Annotated in this window: 17 protein-coding genes; 12 read left to right on the top strand and 5 right to left on the bottom strand. The window is 72.8% G+C overall.

The features are described 5' to 3' along the window. On the top strand, window positions 1–795 hold a 795-nt coding region (locus tag IE251_RS40565; protein WP_229896527.1), incomplete at its 5' end, for a biotin/lipoyl-containing protein. 245 nt (window positions 796–1,040) lie between these two features. Here IE251_RS40565 and IE251_RS01390 read toward each other — a convergent pair. Continuing rightward, window positions 1,041–1,985, bottom strand: coding sequence for a DeoR/GlpR family DNA-binding transcription regulator (locus IE251_RS01390; RefSeq protein ID WP_444545171.1), 945 nt, complete (start codon window positions 1,983–1,985; stop codon window positions 1,041–1,043). Between the two features lie 167 nt (window positions 1,986–2,152). Then, the gene (locus IE251_RS01385) at window positions 2,153–3,601 is read right to left on the bottom strand and encodes an NAD(P)H-quinone dehydrogenase (RefSeq protein ID WP_030789669.1); all 1,449 of its coding nucleotides are present in this window, start codon (window positions 3,599–3,601) and stop codon (window positions 2,153–2,155) included. A 96-nt stretch (window positions 3,602–3,697) separates the two neighbouring features. Here IE251_RS01385 and IE251_RS01380 point away from each other — a divergent pair, with 96 nt between their 5' ends. The 3 genes from IE251_RS01380 to IE251_RS01370 all read left to right on the top strand — a co-directional run bounded on the left by IE251_RS01380 (window position 3,698) and on the right by IE251_RS01370 (window position 6,853). Then, complete coding sequence (locus IE251_RS01380) at window positions 3,698–4,135, top strand: gamma-glutamylcyclotransferase family protein (RefSeq protein WP_030789665.1); 438 nt, start codon at window positions 3,698–3,700, stop codon at window positions 4,133–4,135. Window positions 4,136–4,260: 125 nt separating this feature from the next. Then, window positions 4,261–5,085, top strand: a complete 825-nt coding sequence (locus IE251_RS01375; RefSeq protein ID WP_030789661.1) for a purine-nucleoside phosphorylase — start codon at window positions 4,261–4,263, stop codon at window positions 5,083–5,085. Window positions 5,086–5,221: 136 nt separating this feature from the next. Next, complete coding sequence (locus tag IE251_RS01370) at window positions 5,222–6,853, top strand: phospho-sugar mutase (protein ID WP_189751049.1); 1,632 nt, start codon at window positions 5,222–5,224, stop codon at window positions 6,851–6,853. Window positions 6,854–6,959: 106 nt separating this feature from the next. Here IE251_RS01370 and IE251_RS01365 read toward each other — a convergent pair whose 3' ends face one another. Continuing rightward, window positions 6,960–7,658 (bottom strand): PH domain-containing protein, encoded by a 699-nt coding sequence (locus tag IE251_RS01365; protein WP_189751048.1) that lies wholly within the window; start codon window positions 7,656–7,658, stop codon window positions 6,960–6,962. A gap of 306 nt (window positions 7,659–7,964) precedes the next feature. On the opposite strand from IE251_RS01365, the gene deoC reads away from it, so the two are divergent. From deoC to IE251_RS01350, 3 genes are read left to right on the top strand one after another with little or no spacing between them, the layout of a single operon-like run. Further along, window positions 7,965–8,924 (top strand): deoxyribose-phosphate aldolase, encoded by a 960-nt coding sequence (deoC, locus tag IE251_RS01360; protein ID WP_030789653.1) that lies wholly within the window; start codon window positions 7,965–7,967, stop codon window positions 8,922–8,924. Window positions 8,925–8,927: 3 nt separating this feature from the next. Next, the gene (locus IE251_RS01355) at window positions 8,928–10,358 is read left to right on the top strand and encodes an aldehyde dehydrogenase family protein (RefSeq protein WP_189751047.1); all 1,431 of its coding nucleotides are present in this window, start codon (window positions 8,928–8,930) and stop codon (window positions 10,356–10,358) included. Beyond that, entirely contained in the window at window positions 10,351–11,235 is an 885-nt protein-coding gene (locus tag IE251_RS01350) for an aldehyde dehydrogenase family protein (protein ID WP_030789646.1), read from the top strand. The genes IE251_RS01355 and IE251_RS01350 overlap by 8 nt, the downstream gene beginning before the upstream one ends. Window positions 11,236–11,261: 26 nt before the next feature. Here IE251_RS01350 and IE251_RS01345 read toward each other — a convergent pair whose 3' ends face one another. Next, complete coding sequence (locus IE251_RS01345) at window positions 11,262–11,663, bottom strand: hypothetical protein (RefSeq protein ID WP_189751046.1); 402 nt, start codon at window positions 11,661–11,663, stop codon at window positions 11,262–11,264. A gap of 127 nt (window positions 11,664–11,790) precedes the next feature. Between IE251_RS01345 and IE251_RS01340 the strand changes: the two genes are divergently transcribed. Beyond that, on the top strand, window positions 11,791–12,426 hold the full coding sequence (locus tag IE251_RS01340; protein WP_229896525.1) for a uridine kinase family protein: 636 nt from the start codon (window positions 11,791–11,793) through the stop codon (window positions 12,424–12,426). Window positions 12,427–12,655: 229 nt separating this feature from the next. Here the strand turns inward: IE251_RS01340 and IE251_RS01335 are convergent, their stop codons facing one another. Continuing rightward, a complete protein-coding gene (locus IE251_RS01335; RefSeq protein ID WP_189751045.1) occupies window positions 12,656–13,432 on the bottom strand; it encodes a SigE family RNA polymerase sigma factor in 777 nt (258 codons plus the stop codon). A 250-nt stretch (window positions 13,433–13,682) separates the two neighbouring features. Here IE251_RS01335 and afsQ1 point away from each other — a divergent pair, with 250 nt between their 5' ends. From afsQ1 to IE251_RS01315, 4 genes are all read left to right on the top strand, one after another. Beyond that, window positions 13,683–14,360 (top strand): two-component system response regulator AfsQ1, encoded by a 678-nt coding sequence (afsQ1, locus tag IE251_RS01330; protein WP_106980762.1) that lies wholly within the window; start codon window positions 13,683–13,685, stop codon window positions 14,358–14,360. Next, window positions 14,357–15,991 carry an ATP-binding protein gene (locus IE251_RS01325; protein ID WP_189751044.1) on the top strand — a complete coding sequence of 545 codons (1,635 nt, stop codon included), beginning with the start codon at window positions 14,357–14,359 and terminating at the stop codon, window positions 15,989–15,991. The genes afsQ1 and IE251_RS01325 overlap by 4 nt, the downstream gene beginning before the upstream one ends. Next, window positions 15,988–16,587: a hypothetical protein gene (locus tag IE251_RS01320; protein ID WP_189751043.1), complete on the top strand. Its 600-nt coding sequence runs from the start codon at window positions 15,988–15,990 to the stop codon at window positions 16,585–16,587. The genes IE251_RS01325 and IE251_RS01320 overlap by 4 nt, the downstream gene beginning before the upstream one ends. A gap of 235 nt (window positions 16,588–16,822) precedes the next feature. Beyond that, a complete protein-coding gene (locus tag IE251_RS01315; RefSeq protein WP_189751042.1) occupies window positions 16,823–17,389 on the top strand; it encodes a VanZ family protein in 567 nt (188 codons plus the stop codon). The last annotated feature ends 27 nt before the right edge of the window (window positions 17,390–17,416 follow it).

Below are 17,416 nucleotides of genomic sequence, written 5' to 3'. Positions count from 1 at the left end.
CTGCGCGGTCACTCCTTCGAGTTCCGTATCAACGGCGAGGACCCGGGCCGTAACTTCCTGCCCGCGCCCGGCACCGTCACCACCTTCGAAGCCCCCTCCGGCCCGGGCGTGCGTCTGGATGCGGGTGTGGAGGCCGGCAGTGTCATCGGCCCGGCGTGGGACTCCCTGCTGGCCAAGCTGATCGTCACCGGCCGCACCCGCAAGGAGGCCCTCCAGCGGGCCGCCCGCGCCCTGGAGGAGTTCCGCGTGGAGGGCATGGCCACCGCCATCCCCTTCCACCGCAAGGTCGTCACCGACCCCGCCTTCGCCCCCGAACTCACCGGCTCCAGCGAGCCGTTCACGGTCCACACCCGGTGGATCGAGACCGAGTTCGTCAACGACATCAAGCCCTTCACCGCCCCGGCCGACGCCGAGGCCGACGAGGACGCGGCGCGTGAGACGGTCGTGGTGGAGGTCGGCGGCAAGCGTCTGGAGGTCTCCCTGCCCTCCAGCCTGGGCATGAGCCTGGCCCGCACGGGTCTTGCGGCCGGGGCCAAGCCCAAGCGGCGCGCGGCGAAGAAGTCCGGGCCCGTCGCGTCCGGCGACACCCTGGCCTCCCCGATGCAGGGCACCGTCGTCAAGATCGCCGTCGAGGAGGGCCAGCAGGTCAAGGAAGGCGACCTGGTCGTCGTCCTGGAGGCCATGAAGATGGAACAGCCCCTCAACGCCCACAAGGCGGGCACCGTCAAGGGCCTGACCGCCGAGGTCGGCGCCTCCCTCACCTCCGGCGCCGCCATCTGCGAGATCAAGGACTGAACCGCAGCCGTACGGCAGTGAAGTGAGTCGGCCCCTGGCGCACGTCGCCGGGGGCCGGCCGCGTTCCGGGACTCTTCGCCCGGCTCGGCGGCGGCGCGCACCCTGGCCACCGTCGTCCGCGGCCTCGCCGTCCACGCCGGACCGCGCACCCGATCGCGAGCCGGACCGAGCGCGGGACCGAGGGCCGGCTCGAGCCGATGGGTGCCGACGAAACGGCGGCCGGCCGCCCGTACCGTACGGGCCGGTCAGCGTCGGCGCAGATCCGCCACGCGCCCGCGTTCGGCCGGGGCCGGTTCGGGCAGCGCCGTGGCGGAGCGGAGCGGGGAGGCGCCCGGTACATGGCTTCTGCGGGGTCCCGGCAGGGAGGTGCGGCGGCCCGCCGGGACCTGGTCACCCCCCGGGTTTCCACTCGCCCCCGCAACGGCGATCTGGACGCCCTGGTCGGCGAGGGCCTGCAGTTCGGTGACCGCGCGGTCGTCGTGGGGCGGGGGCTCGTCGGTGACCAGGCGGGTGATCAGGTCCGTCGGCACGGTCTGGAACATCGTGTCCGTGCCCAGCTTGGTGTGGTCGGCGAGGACCACGACCTCCGCGGCGGCCTGGACGAGCGCCCGGTCGACGGATGCCGAGAGCATGTTGGAGGTGGACAGGCCCCGTTCGGCGGTCAGGCCGCTTCCGGAGAGGAATGCCTTGGAGACGCGCAGGCCCTGGAGGGACTGCTCGGCGCCGGAGCCGACGAGGGCGTAGTTGGAGCCGCGCAGGGTGCCCCCGGTCATCACGACCTCCACCCGGTTGGCGTGGGCGAGCGCCTGGGCCACCAGGAGGGAGTTGGTGACGACCGTCAGGCCCGGCACGCGCGCGAGGCGGCGGGCCAGTTCCTGCGTGGTCGTACCCGCCCCGACCACGATGGCCTCGCCCTCGTCGACGAGGCCCGCGGCGAGGTCGGCGATGGCCGTCTTCTCGGCCGTCGCGAGGTGCGACTTCTGCGGGAAGCCGGACTCCCGCGTGAACCCGCCCGGCAGTACCGCACCGCCGTGACGGCGGTCGAGGAGTCCTTCTGCCTCCAGCGCGCGCACGTCCCGCCGTACGGTCACTTCGGAGGTCTGGACGACGCGGGCGAGCTCACGGAGCGACACGGCACCGTTCGCTCGCACCATTTCGAGGATCAATTGGCGACGTTCAGCAGCGAACACGAAACTGACAGTAACCCCAGCGACCGTCTGGTTTCAGCAGTTTGCGGCGAATAGCAGAAGTTGTTCGCAGTGTGGGACGCGAAGTGGTATAGGGCGCCGATCGGTGCGGTTTCGCCACCCGTCGGCGCCCCGGCCCGCGATGACCAGCGGGAATCCGGCCGGAGTCGTCAGCCCTCCGCGCTCGCCCTGCGGGTGTGCAGCTGCCGGGCGACCTCCGCGATCGACCCCGAAAGGGAGGGGTACACGGTGAAGGCGTTCGCGATCTGTTCGACCGTCATATTGTTGTCGACGGCGATCGAGATGGGGTGGATCAGTTCCGAGGCGCGCGGCGCCACCACGACACCGCCGACGACGATCCCCGTGCCCGGCCGGGAGAAGATCTTCACGAAGCCGTCCCGGATGCCCTGCATCTTGGCGCGCGGGTTGCGCAGCAGCGGCAGCTTGACCACGCGCGCGTCGATCTTGCCCGCGTCCACGTCCGCCTGCGTGTAGCCGACGGTCGCGATCTCGGGGTCCGTGAAGACGTTGGAGGAGACCGACTTCAGGTCCAGCGGGGCCACCGCGTCGCCCAGGAAGTGGTACATCGCGATCCGCCCCTGCATGGCGGCCACGGAGGCGAGGGCGAAGACGCCGGTCACGTCGCCGGCCGCGTAGACGCCGGGGGCGGTGGTGCGCGAGACCTTGTCGGTCCAGATGTGCCCGGACTCGCGCAGCTTGACGCCGGCCTCCTCCAGGCCGAGGCCGGCGCTGTTCGGGATGGCGCCGACGGCCATCAGGCAGTGCGTGCCGGTGATGACCCGGCCGTCGGCCAGCGCCACCTCGACCCGGTCGCCGACGCGCTTGGCGGACTGCGCGCGGGAGCGGGCCATGACGTTCATGCCGCGGCGCCGGAAGACGTCCTCCAGCACGGCGGCGGCGTCCGGGTCCTCGCCGGGCAGCACGCGGTCGCGGGAGGAGACCAGGGTGACCTTGGAGCCGAGGGCCTGGTAGGCGCCGGCGAACTCGGCGCCGGTGACGCCGGAGCCGACCACGATCAGCTCTTCCGGCAGCTCGGTGAGGTCGTAGACCTGGGTCCAGTTCAGGATGCGCTCGCCGTCGGGGCGGGCGTCGGGCAGCTCACGGGGGTGGCCGCCGGTGGCGATGAGGACCGCGTCGGCGGTGAGGGTCTCCTCGGTGCCGTCGGCGGCGGTGACGACGACCTTGCGGGACCCGTCCAGGGCCTGCATGCCCTCCAGCCGGCCGCGCCCGCGCATGACCCGGGCGCCGGCGCGCGTGACGGACGCGGTGATGTCGTGGGACTGGGCGAGCGCGAGGCGCTTCACCCGGCGGTTGACCTTGCCGAGGTCCACCCCGACCACCCGGGCCGACCGCTCCAGCGGCGGGGTGTCGTCGGCCACGATGATCCCCAGCTCCTCGTAGGAGGAGTCGAAGGTGGTCATCACCTCGGCCGTAGCGATAAGGGTCTTCGACGGCACGCAGTCGGTCAGCACCGACGCTCCGCCCAGACCGTCGCAGTCGACGACGGTCACCTCCGCGCCGAGCTGGGCGGCCACCAGGGCCGCCTCGTATCCGCCGGGTCCGCCACCGATGATCACGATCCGAGTCACGTACTCCATTGTCCCGCACGCTTCAAGGTGCTACTGCCCGGGGGCACCGCCGGGTCGCTCCTGTGACGCGCGGGGCGCCCGGGACGTCTGCCGTACCCTCTCCCCATGTCGCTCTATGCCGCCTACGCCGGCAACCTCGACGCGCGTCTGATGTCCCGCCGCGCCCCGCACTCCCCGCTGCGCGCCACCGGCTGGCTGAACGGCTGGCGGCTGACCTTCGGCGGCGAGCAGCTCGGCTGGGAGGGCGCGCTGGCGACGATCGTCGAGGACCCGCTGGCGCAGGTGTTCGTCGGCCTGTACGACATCGCGCCGATGGACGAGGAGTCGCTCGACCGATGGGAGGGGGTGGGGCTGGACCTGTACCGCCGGGTCCGGGTGCGCGCGCACACCCTGGACGGTGAGGAGCCGGCCTGGGCGTACGTCCTCAACGGCTACGAGGGCGGGCTGCCGTCGGCGCGCTATCTGGGCGAGATCGCCGACGCGGCGGAGTCGGCGGGCGCCCCGCACGACTATGTGATGGAACTCCGCAAGCGCCCCTGCTGAGACCGGCAATCCGCCCCTTACCTCCCGTTTCGCCCGCTCTTTGTGGAAAACGACAAGGCAACGAACGCAATCCCGTGTGCTCTGTCATCTACGCGCGTAGGCGAAGAGCGGCTACCCTCGTCGGCGTGAACGCATCTCTTCTTCCGGACGACATCCAGGGCGACCCCTACGCCGCCGCCGACGCCGCCGCCGCGCGCCTGCGCGCCCTCACCGGCGCCGAGACCCACGACGTCGCCCTCGTGATGGGCTCCGGCTGGGCTCCGGCCGTCGACGCGCTGGGCGCCCCCGACGCCGAGTTCCAGGTCACCGAGCTGCCCGGCTTCCCGCCGCCGGCCGTCGAGGGCCACGGCGGCAAGATCCGCTCGTACTCCTTCGGTGACAAGCGCGCCCTGGTCTTCCTGGGCCGCACCCACTACTACGAGGGCCGTGGCGTCGCGGCGGTCGCGCACGGCGTGCGCACGGCGGTCGCGGCCGGCTGCAAGACCGTGGTGCTCACCAACGGCTGCGGCGGCCTGCGCGAGGGCATGCGCCCCGGCCAGCCGGTGCTGATCAGCGACCACATCAACCTCACGGCGACGTCCCCGATCGTCGGCGCGAACTTCGTCGACCTGACGGACCTGTACTCGCCGCGCCTGCGCGCCCTGTGCAAGGAGATCGACCCCACGCTGGAGGAGGGCGTCTACGCCCAGTTCCCCGGCCCGCACTACGAGACCCCGGCCGAGATCCGCATGGCCCGCGTCATCGGCGCGGACCTGGTCGGCATGTCCACCGTCCTGGAGGCCATCGCCGCGCGCGAGGCGGGCGCCGAGGTGCTGGGTATCTCCCTGGTCACCAACCTGGCCGCGGGCATGACCGGTGAGCCCCTCAACCACGAGGAGGTCCTCCAGGCCGGCCGTGACTCGGCGGCCCGGATGGGCTCGCTGCTCGCCCAGGTGCTGGGCAAGCTGTAAGCGGACGCGGGCGCCCCGGCGCCGGTGACGGGGCCCTCGTCGTGCCCGCCTCCCGTCCGACGGTTCCGGGCAGGCGGGCGAACGGGGGTCCGGGGGGCACAGCCCCCAGCGACGACTAGGAGAGGTTGATCCCAAGGTGCACGACGATCTCATCGCCCGGGCCAAGGCATGGCTCGCCGAGGACCCGGACACGGAGACCCGCGACGAACTGGCCAAGCTGATCGACGCCGGTGACACGGCGGAGCTGTCGGACCGCTTCGGCGGCACGCTCCAGTTCGGCACGGCGGGTCTGCGCGGCGAACTCGGCGCCGGCCCCATGCGCATGAACCGCAGCGTCGTCATCCGCGCCGCCGCCGGCCTCGCCGCGTACCTGAGGAAGCAGGGGCAGGGCGACGGCCTCGTGGTCATCGGCTACGACGCCCGGCACAAGTCGGCCGACTTCGCCCGGGACACCGCCGCCGTGATGACCGGCGCCGGCCTGCGTGCCGCCGTGCTCCCGCGCCCGCTGCCCACCCCCGTGCTGGCCTTCGCGATCCGCCACCTCGGCGCGGTGGCCGGCGTGGAGGTCACCGCCAGCCACAACCCGCCCCGGGACAACGGCTACAAGGTCTACCTGGGCGACGGCTCCCAGATCGTGCCGCCCGCGGACGCGGAGATCGCCGCCGAGATCGACGCCATCGCCTCCCTGCACGACGTACCGCGCCCGGACACCGGCTGGGAGATCCTGGACGACTCGGTCCTGGACGCCTATCTGGCCCGTACGGACGCCGTCCTCGCGACCGGCTCCCCGCGCACCGCCCGCACGGTCTACACGGCCATGCACGGCGTCGGCAAGGACGTGCTGCTGGCCGCCTTCGCCCGGGCCGGGTTCCCCGAGCCGGTGCTGGTCGCCGAGCAGGCCGAGCCGGACCCGGACTTCCCGACGGTCGCCTTCCCGAACCCGGAGGAGCCGGGCGCGATGGACCTGGCGTTCGCCCGGGCCCGGGACACCGACCCGGACCTGGTCATCGCCAACGACCCCGACGCCGACCGCTGCGCGGTGGCCGTCAAGGACGGCGCCGACTGGCGGATGCTGCGCGGCGACGAGGTCGGCGCCCTGCTCGCCGCCCACTTGGTCCGCCGCGGCGTGACCGGCACCTTCGCGGAGTCGATCGTCTCCTCCTCCCTGCTCGGCCGGATCGCCGGCAAGGCGGGGCTGCCGTACGAGGAGACCCTGACCGGCTTCAAGTGGATCGCCCGCGTCGACGGCCTGCGCTACGGCTACGAGGAGGCCCTCGGCTACTGCGTGGACCCCGAGGGCGTGCGCGACAAGGACGGCATCACCGCCGCGCTGCTGATCACCGAGCTGGCGTCGGTGCTGAAGGAGGAGGGCCGCACCCTTCTCGACCTGCTCGACGACCTCGCCGTGGAGCACGGCCTGCACGCCACCGACCAGTTGTCGGTGCGGGTCCAGGACCTGTCGCTGATCGCGGACGCGATGCGCCGGCTGCGCGAGCGGCCGCCGGCCGAGCTGGCCGGCCTGCCCGTCGTCCGGGCCGAGGACCTGGCCCGCGGCTCCGAGAGCCTGCCGCCCACCGACGGCCTGCGCTACACCCTGGACGGCGCCCGGGTCGTCGTCCGCCCCAGCGGCACCGAGCCGAAGCTCAAGTGCTACCTGGAGGTCGTCGTCCCGGTCTCCTCCCCGTCCGCCCTGCCGGCCGCCCGCACCCGCGCGGCCGAACTGCTGGCAGCGGTCAAGCGCGATCTGTCGGCGGCCGCCGGCATCTGAGCCCCGCACACCCGCACACCTGAGGGCGCCCCTGTCCGCCGGCCATGGGCGCCCTCAGTCGTGTCCCGGCGGACCGGAACGGGAAAGTGCGGCCGACCCGGTTCGCTCAGCCGGTCGCCAGCAGGATCGCCAGCAGTACCGCTCCCGCCACCGCCGGCGCCACCACCTCGTAGGCCCACCGCACGCCGACCTCACCCTGGGCGGGCTCGGCCGTGCCGTGCTGGTCCAGGAGCTCGCGCAGGTCGTCCATCACCTTGTCGGTGTCGGCGCGGGCCGGCCCGGTGTCCGGGCCGCGCAGCGCGAACCCGCCGAGGCCCAGGCCGCTCGGCCCGAGCCCGCCCCGGCCGCCCGGCGTCCCGCCCCGGGCCGCGTCCGCCGCCGCCCGCTGCTGGCGGCGGGCCGCCTTCTTGCGGGCGCGCAGCGAGACCGGGATCGCCCACAGCTGGTACTTGCCGCCGGACTTGGCGAGGACCTCGTTGGTGTAACCGGAGCGCAGGCCGGCGACCTCGCCCCAGGGCAGGCTGATCACCCGGAACGGGTTGCGTACGCGCAGCCGCTCCTCGTTGGCGAAGACCGCCGGGCGGAGCGTGAAGGCGAGGATCAGCGGCACGACCAGGATCAGGCCGGCCAGCGCCAGCCACGGGGTGCGGCCGTCGCCCTTGAACAGCGCGTCGAAGCCCAGCCAGAGCACGACCAGGAGCAGCAGCGCGCCCCCCGCCAGCCCCAGGGGTGAGCGGTAGATCCGGTCCTTGCCGGCGGGCACCGGAGGCTGTGACGCGGGTGACGGGTGGTCCGGGGTGGTCATGGGCCGATTCTGCCCCACGCCCACGGCGGGCCCCAGCCCCCCACCCGGACACCACCGGCCCCGCCCGGACACCACCGCTCCCGCCCACCGCACCCGACCCGCCCGGAATCGCACGCCCCCGCACCCCACGCGACTGGTCCGGCCCCCGCCGTCACCCGTGCGGCAGGCTCCGCCGTCCCCATGTGGCAGGCTCCGCTCCCCCCGTGCGGCAGCCGTCCGCCGTCCCCCTGTGACAGCCCCCGCCCCGTGTCCGCCGTCCCGGGGCTATACATCCGCTACGCGCGTAGATATGCTCGTCTGGTGACCATGCCCACTACCGCATCCTCAGCCCACGTTCTCTCGGACGTCGCCGCGTCCGACAGCACGCTGCGCCGCTTCCTGCACGGGCTCCCCGGCGTCGACGCGGTCGGCCTGGAGGCGCGCGCCGCGTCCCTCGGCACCCGCTCCATCAAGACCACCGCGAAGGCGTACGCCATCGACCTCGCCATCTCGATGGTCGACCTGACGACGCTGGAAGGCGCGGACACCCCGGGCAAGGTCCGGGCGCTCGGCGCCAAGGCGGTCCACCCCGACCCCACGGACCGTACGACGCCCACGACGGCCGCGGTCTGCGTCTATCCCGACATGGTGGCCGTCGCCAAGGAGGCCGTCGCCGGCTCCGGCGTGAAGGTCGCCTCGGTGGCCACCGCCTTCCCGGCCGGCCGGGCCGCGCTCGACGTGAAGCTGGCCGACGTGCGCGAGGCCGTCGCCGCCGGCGCCGACGAGATCGACATGGTCATCGACCGGGGCGCCTTCCTGGCCGGCCGGTACCTGAAGGTGTACGACGAGATCGTCGCCGTGAAGGAGGCCTGCGGGACGAGCGCCCGGCTGAAGGTCATCTTCGAGACCGGCGAGCTGTCGACGTACGACAACATCCGCCGCGCCTCCTGGCTCGGCATGCTGGCCGGCGCCGACTTCATCAAGACCTCCACCGGCAAGGTGGCCGTCAACGCGACCCCCGCGAACACCCTGCTCATGCTGGAGGCGGTGCGCGACTTCCGGGCGCAGACCGGCGTCCAGGTCGGTGTGAAGCCGGCCGGCGGCATCCGCACCAGCAAGGACGCGATCAAGTTCCTGGTGCTGGTCAACGAGACCGCGGGCGCGGACTGGCTGGACAACCACTGGTTCCGCTTCGGCGCCTCCTCGCTCCTCAACGACCTGCTGATGCAGCGCCAGAAGCTGGCCACGGGCCGCTACTCCGGCCCCGACTACGTTACGGTGGACTGAAACATGGCATTCGAGTACGCTCCCGCGCCCGAATCGCGCGCGATCGTCGACATCGCCCCGTCGTACGGCCTGTTCATCGATGGGGAGTTCGTCGAAAGCTCGGGTGGGGATCTCAACAAAACGGTCTCTCCGGCCACCGAGGAAGTACTCGCCGAGTACACCCAGGCCACCGTGGAGGACGTCGACCGGGCGGTCAAGGCCGCCCGCAAGGCGTTCGAGAAGTGGTCCGCGCTGCCCGGCGCCGAGCGCGCCAAGTACCTGTTCCGCATCGCCCGCATCATCCAGGAGCGCAGCCGCGAGCTGGCCGTCCTGGAGACGCTGGACAACGGCAAGCCGATCAAGGAGACCCGCGACGCGGACCTCCCGCTGGTCGCCGCGCACTTCTTCTACTACGCGGGCTGGGCCGACAAGCTCGACCACGCCGGCTTCGGCGCCAACCCGCGGCCGCTGGGCGTCGCGGGCCAGGTCATCCCGTGGAACTTCCCCCTCCTGATGCTGGCGTGGAAGATCGCCCCGGCGCTGGCGACCGGCAACACGGTCGTCCTGAAGCCGGCCGAGACCACCCCGCTGTCGGCCCTGTTCTTCGCGGACATCTGCCGCCAGGCCGGCCTGCCCAAGGGTGTGGTCAACATCGTGACCGGTGACGGCCGGACGGGCGCCGCGCTCGTCGCGCACCCGGACGTGAACAAGGTCGCCTTCACCGGCTCGACGGCCGTCGGCAAGGAGATCGCCCGCACGGTCGCCGGCACGGCGAAGAAGCTGACGCTCGAACTGGGCGGCAAGGGCGCCAACATCGTCTTCGACGACGCGCCGCTGGACCAGGCCGTCGAGGGCATCGTGAACGGCATCTTCTTCAACCAGGGCCAGGTCTGCTGCGCGGGCTCCCGCCTGCTGGTGCAGGAGTCGGTCCAGGAGGAGCTGCTGGACGCCCTCAAGCGCCGGCTGTCCACGCTCCGCCTCGGCGACCCGCTGGACAAGAACACCGACATCGGCGCGATCAACTCCGCCGAGCAGCTGGCCCGGATCACCGCGCTGGCCGAGCGGGGCGAGGCGGAGGGCGCCGAGCGCTGGTCCCCGGCCTGTGAACTGCCCGCCTCCGGCTACTGGTTCGCCCCGACGCTGTTCACGAACGTCACCCAGGCGCACACCATCGCCCGCGAGGAGATCTTCGGCCCGGTGCTGTCGGTCCTCACCTTCCGTACGCCCGACGAGGCCGTCGCCAAGGCCAACAACACCCAGTACGGCCTGTCGGCCGGCATCTGGTCCGAGAAGGGCTCGCGCATCCTGGCCGTCGCGAACAAGCTGCGCGCCGGTGTCGTCTGGTCCAACACGTTCAACAAGTTCGACCCGACCTCGCCGTTCGGCGGTTACAAGGAGTCGGGCTTCGGCCGCGAGGGCGGCCGCCACGGCCTGGAGGCGTACCTCGATGTCTGACCGTTTGAGTGTCTTCAAGACCTACAAGCTGTACGTCGGCGGGAAGTTCCCGCGTTCCGAGAGCGGCCGGGTGTACGAGGTGACGGACTCGAAGAACAACTGGCTGGCCAACGCCCCCCTCTCCTCCCGCAAGGACGCCCGGGACGCGGTGGTCGCCGCGCGCAAGGCGTTCGGCGGCTGGTCCGGCGCAACCGCCTACAACCGCGGCCAGGTCCTCTACCGCGTCGCGGAGATGCTGGAGGGCCGGCGCGAGCAGTTCGCGCGCGAGGTGGCCGACGCGGAGGGCCTGTCGAAGTCGAAGGCCGCGGCCGTCGTGGACGCGACGATCGACCGCTGGGTCTGGTACGCGGGCTGGACCGACAAGATCGCCCAGGTGACCGGCGGCGCCAACCCGGTCGCGGGCCCGTACTTCAACCTCTCCTCCCCGGAGCCGACCGGTGTGGTCGCCGTCGTGGCCCCGCAGGAGTCGTCCTTCCTCGGGCTGGTGTCGGTGGTGGCCCCGGTGATCGCCACCGGCAACACGGCGGTCGTGATCGCCTCCGAGAAGGCCCCCCTGCCGGCCCTGTCCCTGGGCGAGGTGCTCGCCACGTCCGACGTCCCGGGCGGTGTCGTCAACGTCCTGTCCGGCCGTACGGCGGAACTCGCGGCGCCCCTGGCCGCGCACCAGGACGTCAACGCGATCGACCTCGCGGGGGCGGACGAGGCGCTGGCGAAGGAGCTGGAGATCGCGGCGGCCGACAATCTCAAGCGGGTGCTGCGTCCACAGCCTGTGGACTACTTCGAGACGCCCGGCATCGACCGGATGACGGCGTTCCTGGAGACGAAGACGGTGTGGCACCCGACGGGGTCGCTGGGCGCCGGAGGGTCTTCCTACTGACGGTTCCGCCCCGCGGGCGGGCGCGTTCAGTGCCCCACGGACGCGAGGACCGGGCCTGCCAGGGGCACGCTGCCCAGGGAACTGGCCTGGGCCAGCGGGCCCGTCAGCATCCGGGTGCCGACCGGCTGGAAGTCGGCCACCTGGGTGCCGACGCCGTTGTCCAGCGGGTCGACGCCCGTGCCCGCCAGCGGGTTGGGCTTGAGGCCGGTGACCGGGCCGGTGACGTAGCCGACGATGCCCGTCATGGCGCGCAGGCCGGCCTCGGGGTCGATGCTGCCGGCGTCGGGCGCGCGGTAGGTCACTCCCGAGCCGGAGACCGTCTCGGCGGACGCCGTGGCCGCCCCGGTGCCCAGGACCGCACCGGCGGCGGCGAGGACGACCAGGGCGCGCTGGGCGGCGGAGTGCTGGGGTGAGGCGTGTCGGGCCATCGCTGGTGCCACCTTCTGCTGCACTGGGTGATCGTGTCGGCACGAAGGGTAGTTGAGGCGGGGCTCACGCTCAAAAGCCGACCCGCGGGGTCGGCAGGCGGTCCGCCATGCGTCAAACTGGTGTTCCGTGAGCATTCATCCTCCGTCTCCCGCCCGTGTCGTGCTGCTGTGCGGCCCCTCGGGCTCGGGCAAGTCCCTCGTCGCCGCCCGCTCCGGGCTTCCCGTGCTGCGCCTGGACGACTTCTACAAGGAGGGTGACGACCCGACCCTGCCGCTGGTGGAGGGGAGTTCGGACATCGACTGGGACCACCCGCGGTCCTGGGACGCGGACGTGGCGGTCGAGGCCATCACCCGGCTGTGCGCCACGGGGTCGACGCCGGTGCCGGTGTACGACATCGCGCTGAGCGCCCGTACCGGCGAGGAGACGCTGCGCATCGGCCGTACCCCGCTGTTCATCGCGGAGGGCATCTTCGCCGCGGAGATCATCGGGCGCTGCCGGGAGCTGGGGGTGCTGGCGGACGCGCTGTGCCTGTCGCGCGGGGCGTTCACCACCTTCCGGCGGCGCTTCCTGCGCGATCTGAAGGAGGGCCGCAAGTCGGTGCCGTTCCTGCTGCGCCGCGGCTGGCGGCTGATGCGTGCGGAGCGGTCGATCATCACCCGCCAGGTGTCCCTCGGCGCGCACCGCTGCGACCGGGACGAGGCGCTGGGCCGGCTGGCGGCAGCGGCGGCGGGCCGTCAGGTGCGGCAGCGGACGCCGGCCTGAGCGTCGTACCGGACAAGCCGCCGGTCCGGATGCGCGCAGCCGCCGTACCGGACGCGCGAAGGCGCCGGGTGGCGGGCATGGGAAACGGGACTGGCCGGTCCCCCCGGTCCGCCAGTCCCGTTCCTGTTTCTCCCCGTGTTCCCCCGTGTTCTCCGTGGGCCCACCCCCCAGTGGTCCTCCGGAGTCCCCCGTGTTCCCCCCTCGGGCCACTCCCCAGGTGGCCCTGCCCTCAGGCGACCAGTTCGCCGAAGGCAGTCTCCTCGTCCCGGCCGAAGCTGAGGACCTCGTCGTCGCGCAGGCGGCGCAGCGAGCGCCAGATGCTGGACTTCACCGTGCCGACGCTGATGCCGAGGATGTCGGCGATCTCCGGGTCCGTGCGGCCCTCGTAGTAGCGCAGGACCAGCATGGTGCGCTGGAGTTCGGGCAGCCGGGCCAGCGCCTGCCACAGGACCGCGCGCAGCTCGGTGCCGCGCATCGCGTCCGTCTCGCCGGGCGTCTCCGGCAGTTCCTCGGTCGGGTACTCGTTGAGCTTGCGCCGCCGCCAGGCACTGATGTGCAGGTTCGTCATGGTGCGGCGCAGGTATCCGCCGACCGCGGCCTTGTCGCTGATCCGGTCCCACGCCCGGTAGGTCGAGAACAGCGCGCTCTGCAGCAGGTCCTCGGCCTCGTGGCGGTCGCCGGTCAGGTGGTAGGCGGTGGCGTACAGGGAGGCGCGGCGCTCCTGGACGTAGGCGGTGAACTCCGCCTCCGACAGCGAACGGCGCTCCCCCGGTTCCTCCCCGTACGCGGTTCCCCCGTGCGTTTCCCCCGTGTGCGCGTCAACCACCGACATGTACGCCGGATGCTGACGCCCGGTGCCGCGAGCGCACCCCCGCCCTCCCCCAAGCCCTCGGCTTCGCTCGGGCAGGGAGGTGCCCCCGTCGGCACCGGACTTCTCGGTTCCCCGGTGCACGTCGTGCAGACGCGTGACCACTGCGCTGGTGCTGATGCTGTGCAGCGTGTTCATCTCGCGCTCCCCGTCGTGGACTTCCGGTGGATCTGTCGTACCGGGCCGGTTCCGGCTCGCCGTCCGGCCCGTGACGAAAAGCCTGCCGGGGCGACTTCATGGCCGTGTCCGTCGACTGTCACAGACCTGTCACAGGGGTCCGGCGGGGCTCCGGCCGGGCCGGTCACTTGTCGCGCACGGTGCGTGGCGGTGCGCGAGGAGTGGTACGGGCCGGTCGTACGACACCCCGTCCATGGGCCAGAATGAGGCCGTGCCTTCCCTGTTGCTGATCGAGGACGACGACGCCATCCGTACGGCCCTGGAGCTCTCCCTGACGCGCCAGGGACACCGGGTGGCCACCGCTGCCAGCGGCGAGGACGGTCTGAAGCTGCTGCGCGAGCAGCGGCCGGACCTGATCGTGCTGGATGTGATGCTGCCCGGCATCGACGGGTTCGAGGTCTGCCGCCGCATCCGGCGCACCGACCAGCTCCCGATCATCCTGCTGACCGCGCGCAGCGACGACATCGACGTGGTGGTCGGCCTGGAGTCGGGCGCCGACGACTACGTCGTCAAGCCGGTGCAGGGCCGGGTGCTGGACGCCCGGATCCGGGCCGTGCTGCGGCGCGGCGAGCGCGAGTCCAGCGACTCGGCGACCTTCGGCAACCTCGTCATCGACCGTTCGGCGATGACGGTCACGAAGAACGGCGAGGACCTCCAGCTGACCCCGACCGAGCTGCGGCTGCTGCTGGAGCTGAGCCGGCGGCCCGGTCAGGCGCTGTCCCGGCAGCAGTTGCTGCGGCTGGTGTGGGAGCACGACTACCTGGGCGACTCTCGCCTGGTCGACGCGTGTGTGCAGCGGCTGCGCGCCAAGGTCGAGGACGTGCCGTCGTCCCCGACGCTGATCCGTACCGTCCGTGGTGTCGGCTACCGCCTGGACGCCCCTCAGTGACCGGTACGCGAGGGAGGCTGCGCGGCTGGGCCGCGGGGCGTGGGGGAAGTCTGTCGCGGCTGCGGTTCACCAGTCTGCGGCTGCGCCTGGTGGTGGTGTTCGCGCTGGTCGCGCTCACCGCCGCGGTGTCGGCGTCGGGCATCGCCTACTGGCTCAACCGGGAGGCGGTGCTCACCCGCGCCCAGGACGCGGTGCTGCGCGACTTCCGGCAGGAGATGCAGAACCGCGCGGGCGCGCTGCCCGAGCACCCCAGCCAGGACCAACTGCAGCGCGCGGCGGGCCAGATGGCGGCCAGCAGCCAGCGCTTCAGCGTGCTGCTGGTCGCCACGGACACCGACGGCAAGACGGTGTACGGCAACTCGGGCGGCATCAACGGCTTCGCGCTGGAGGACGTGCCGTCGTCGCTGCGCGCGGCCGTGACCGAGCGGCAGCCGGTGACCGACCAGAACAAGGAGCCGTACCACCTGTACTGGCAGCGGGTCGTGGACCACGGCACGCCGTTCCTGGTGGCCGGGACGCGCGTCATCGGCGGTGGCCCGACCGGCTACATGGCGAAGTCGCTGGAGCCGGAGGCCAAGGACCTCAACTCGCTGGCCTGGTCGCTGGGCATCGCCACCGGGCTCGCGCTGATCGGCGCCGCGCTGCTCGCGCAGGCCGCCGCCACGACCGTGCTGAAGCCGGTGCACCGGCTCGGGGTGGCCGCGCGGCGGCTCGGCGAGGGCAGGCTGGACACCCGGCTGCGGGTCTCCGGCACCGATGAACTCGCCGATCTGTCCCGGACGTTCAACAACGCGGCCGAGGCACTGGAGAAGCGGGTCGCGGAGATGGCCGCGCGGGACGAGGCGTCCCGCCGGTTCGTCGCCGACATGTCGCACGAGCTGCGCACCCCGCTCACCGCCATCACCGCCGTCACGGAGGTGCTGGAGGAGGAGCTGGAGGCGGAGACCGGCAGCATGGACCCGATGATCGAGCCCGCGGTCCGGCTGGTGGTCAGCGAGACCCGGCGGCTGAACGACCTGGTCGAGAACCTGATGGAGGTCACCCGCTTCGACGCGGGCACCGCCCGGCTGGTCCTGGACGACGTCGACGTCGCCGACCAGATCACCGCCTGCATCGACGCCCGGGCCTGGCTGGACGCGGTCGAGCTGGACGCCGAGCGCGGCATCCACGCCCGGCTGGACCCGCGTCGGCTGGACGTGATCCTCGCCAACCTGATCGGCAACGCGCTCAAGCACGGCGGGTCGCCGGTGCGGGTGTCGGTGCGGGAGGCGGAGGACTCGGTCGAGATCCGGGTCCGCGACCACGGGCCGGGCATCCCCGAGGACGTCCTGCCGCACGTCTTCGACCGCTTCTACAAGGCGAGCGCCTCCCGGCCGCGCTCCGAGGGCAGTGGGCTCGGCCTGTCCATCGCCCTGGAGAACGCCCACATCCACGGTGGCGAGATCACCGCCGCCAACTCCGCCGAGGGCGGCGCGGTGTTCACGCTCCGGCTGCCCCGGGACGCCTCGGCGCTGACCGAGCAGGACGGCGAAGACGGCGGAAACGGCGGAAACGGCGGAAACGGCAAGGAAGGCGCGGGCGGCAAGGACGTCAAGGCCGAGCGGGACAGCGCAGGGAAGGAGCGGTCATGAACATACGACGCCTGCTGGCACTGCCCCTCCTCGCCGCGCTGCTCACCGGCTGCGGCATCCGGGCCACGGAGGTGCCGACCGACTTCGGGGCGGCACCGTCCCGGGTGCCGTGCTCGCTGACCGGGCCGGACCGGTCCACGCAGTCCTCGCGGGGGGTGCCGGTGCAGGTCTTCCTGCTGTGCGGGGCGTCCCTGGTCGCGGTGGACCGCACGGTGCCGGTCCCGGAGGGCACCCCGGACGCCCGGCGCCGGGTGATCGTGGCGCAGGGACTGCTGGACCAGCTCGCCGCGTCCCCGTCGGCCGCGGAGCGCTCCGCCGGCTATACGACGTACGTCCCGGGCGGACTCGGCGTGCGCGGGCCCGGCCCGAAGGACCCCGAGGACGCGCTCCGGCTGAGCACGGCGCCCTCGCGCCTGAGCTCCCAGGCCCTGGCCCAGCTGGTGTGCACGCTGTCCGACTCGGCGGCCACGGAGGGCGACGGCTCGGTCATCCTGGGCGGCCCGGACGCGGGGCCGCTGCGGCGGTACGCGTGCACGGACGACGTCCGCGACCACCCGGCCGGCACCCGGCCCCCGTCCAGCGGGGTGACGGAGTAGCCGTCGTCCAGCGGGGTCACGGGGCAGGCGGGGCGGTCCGCCCGGTCTCTTCGGGGCCGTCCGGCTCCTCCGGGTGGCCTCCCGGCCGCCCCTACGGGTGTTCCCCGACGGTGGTGGTCATGCCGGTGGTGGTCACGCCGGTGGTGGTCGGTGTGCGGGCCGGATTGTCGGCGCGGCGGAGACGAAACGTTTTCACCCCGGAACCGTTCCGCACCGTGGTCGCGTCTAGGGGGGCGTGCAGCGTCAAGGCTCCATCGGCGGCAGCGCCGCGATCCGCATCCGTGTGACGGGGGGTGTCCTCCTCGCCACGCACCTCGCCCTCGTCGCCTGGCTGATGCTGCGCCCCCTGGACGTCCCCTGGGTGATGCCCCCGAATCTGCGTCCGCTGGCCGGCATCCGGGCCGATCTGGCACTGGGCTGGCCCGGGGCCGCCCGGCCGCTCGGCGAGGGTCTCGGGCTGCTCGCGCCGCTGGGCGTGCTGCTGCCGGCGGCGCACGGCAGACTCACCGTCTCTCCGCTCGTCTCGCTGCTCAGGACGGCCGCGGCCGGCGCGCTGATCTCCCTGGGTATCGCCCTGTTGCAGACCGGGGTGCCGGGCCGGGTGGTGGACGTCGACTCGCTGCTGCTGAACACGGCGGGGGTCGTGCTGGCCCACCTGGCCGTCGTACCGGCGGGCCGCTCCTGGCTGCGCCGGCGGGCGGAGCGGGAACCGGCGGCCGCGGCCGGGCCGGCGGTCAGCATCGCGGAGGAGCTGTCTCAGGGCCGTACCCCGACGATTCCCAGGGTCGGTATCGCCCCTTAGAGTGATGCTTCGCCCTCTTCGTCCGCC

The sequence above is a fragment of the Streptomyces eurythermus genome (assembly GCF_014649115.1).
In the GTDB taxonomy this organism is placed as follows: Bacteria; Actinomycetota; Actinomycetes; order Streptomycetales; family Streptomycetaceae; genus Streptomyces; species Streptomyces eurythermus.
The sequence above is the reverse complement of the archived record's forward strand: the minus strand, read 5'-3'. Positions and strand labels throughout refer to the sequence as shown.

What these genes read in the sequence shown, in the direction of transcription:
- IE251_RS01385 (WP_030789669.1), bottom strand. Translation starts at nt 3,601, where the DNA reads ATGGAGTACGTGACTCGGATCGTGATCATCGGTGGCGGACCCGGCGGA.
- IE251_RS01380 (WP_030789665.1), top strand. Translation starts at nt 3,698, where the DNA reads ATGTCGCTCTATGCCGCCTACGCCGGCAACCTCGACGCGCGTCTGATG.
- IE251_RS01365 (WP_189751048.1), bottom strand. Translation starts at nt 7,658, where the DNA reads ATGACCACCCCGGACCACCCGTCACCCGCGTCACAGCCTCCGGTGCCC.
- deoC (WP_030789653.1), top strand. Translation starts at nt 7,965, where the DNA reads ATGCCCACTACCGCATCCTCAGCCCACGTTCTCTCGGACGTCGCCGCG.
- IE251_RS01355 (WP_189751047.1), top strand. Translation starts at nt 8,928, where the DNA reads ATGGCATTCGAGTACGCTCCCGCGCCCGAATCGCGCGCGATCGTCGAC.
- IE251_RS01350 (WP_030789646.1), top strand. Translation starts at nt 10,351, where the DNA reads ATGTCTGACCGTTTGAGTGTCTTCAAGACCTACAAGCTGTACGTCGGC.
- IE251_RS01345 (WP_189751046.1), bottom strand. Translation starts at nt 11,663, where the DNA reads ATGGCCCGACACGCCTCACCCCAGCACTCCGCCGCCCAGCGCGCCCTG.
- IE251_RS01335 (WP_189751045.1), bottom strand. Translation starts at nt 13,432, where the DNA reads ATGAACACGCTGCACAGCATCAGCACCAGCGCAGTGGTCACGCGTCTG.
- IE251_RS01320 (WP_189751043.1), top strand. Translation starts at nt 15,988, where the DNA reads ATGAACATACGACGCCTGCTGGCACTGCCCCTCCTCGCCGCGCTGCTC.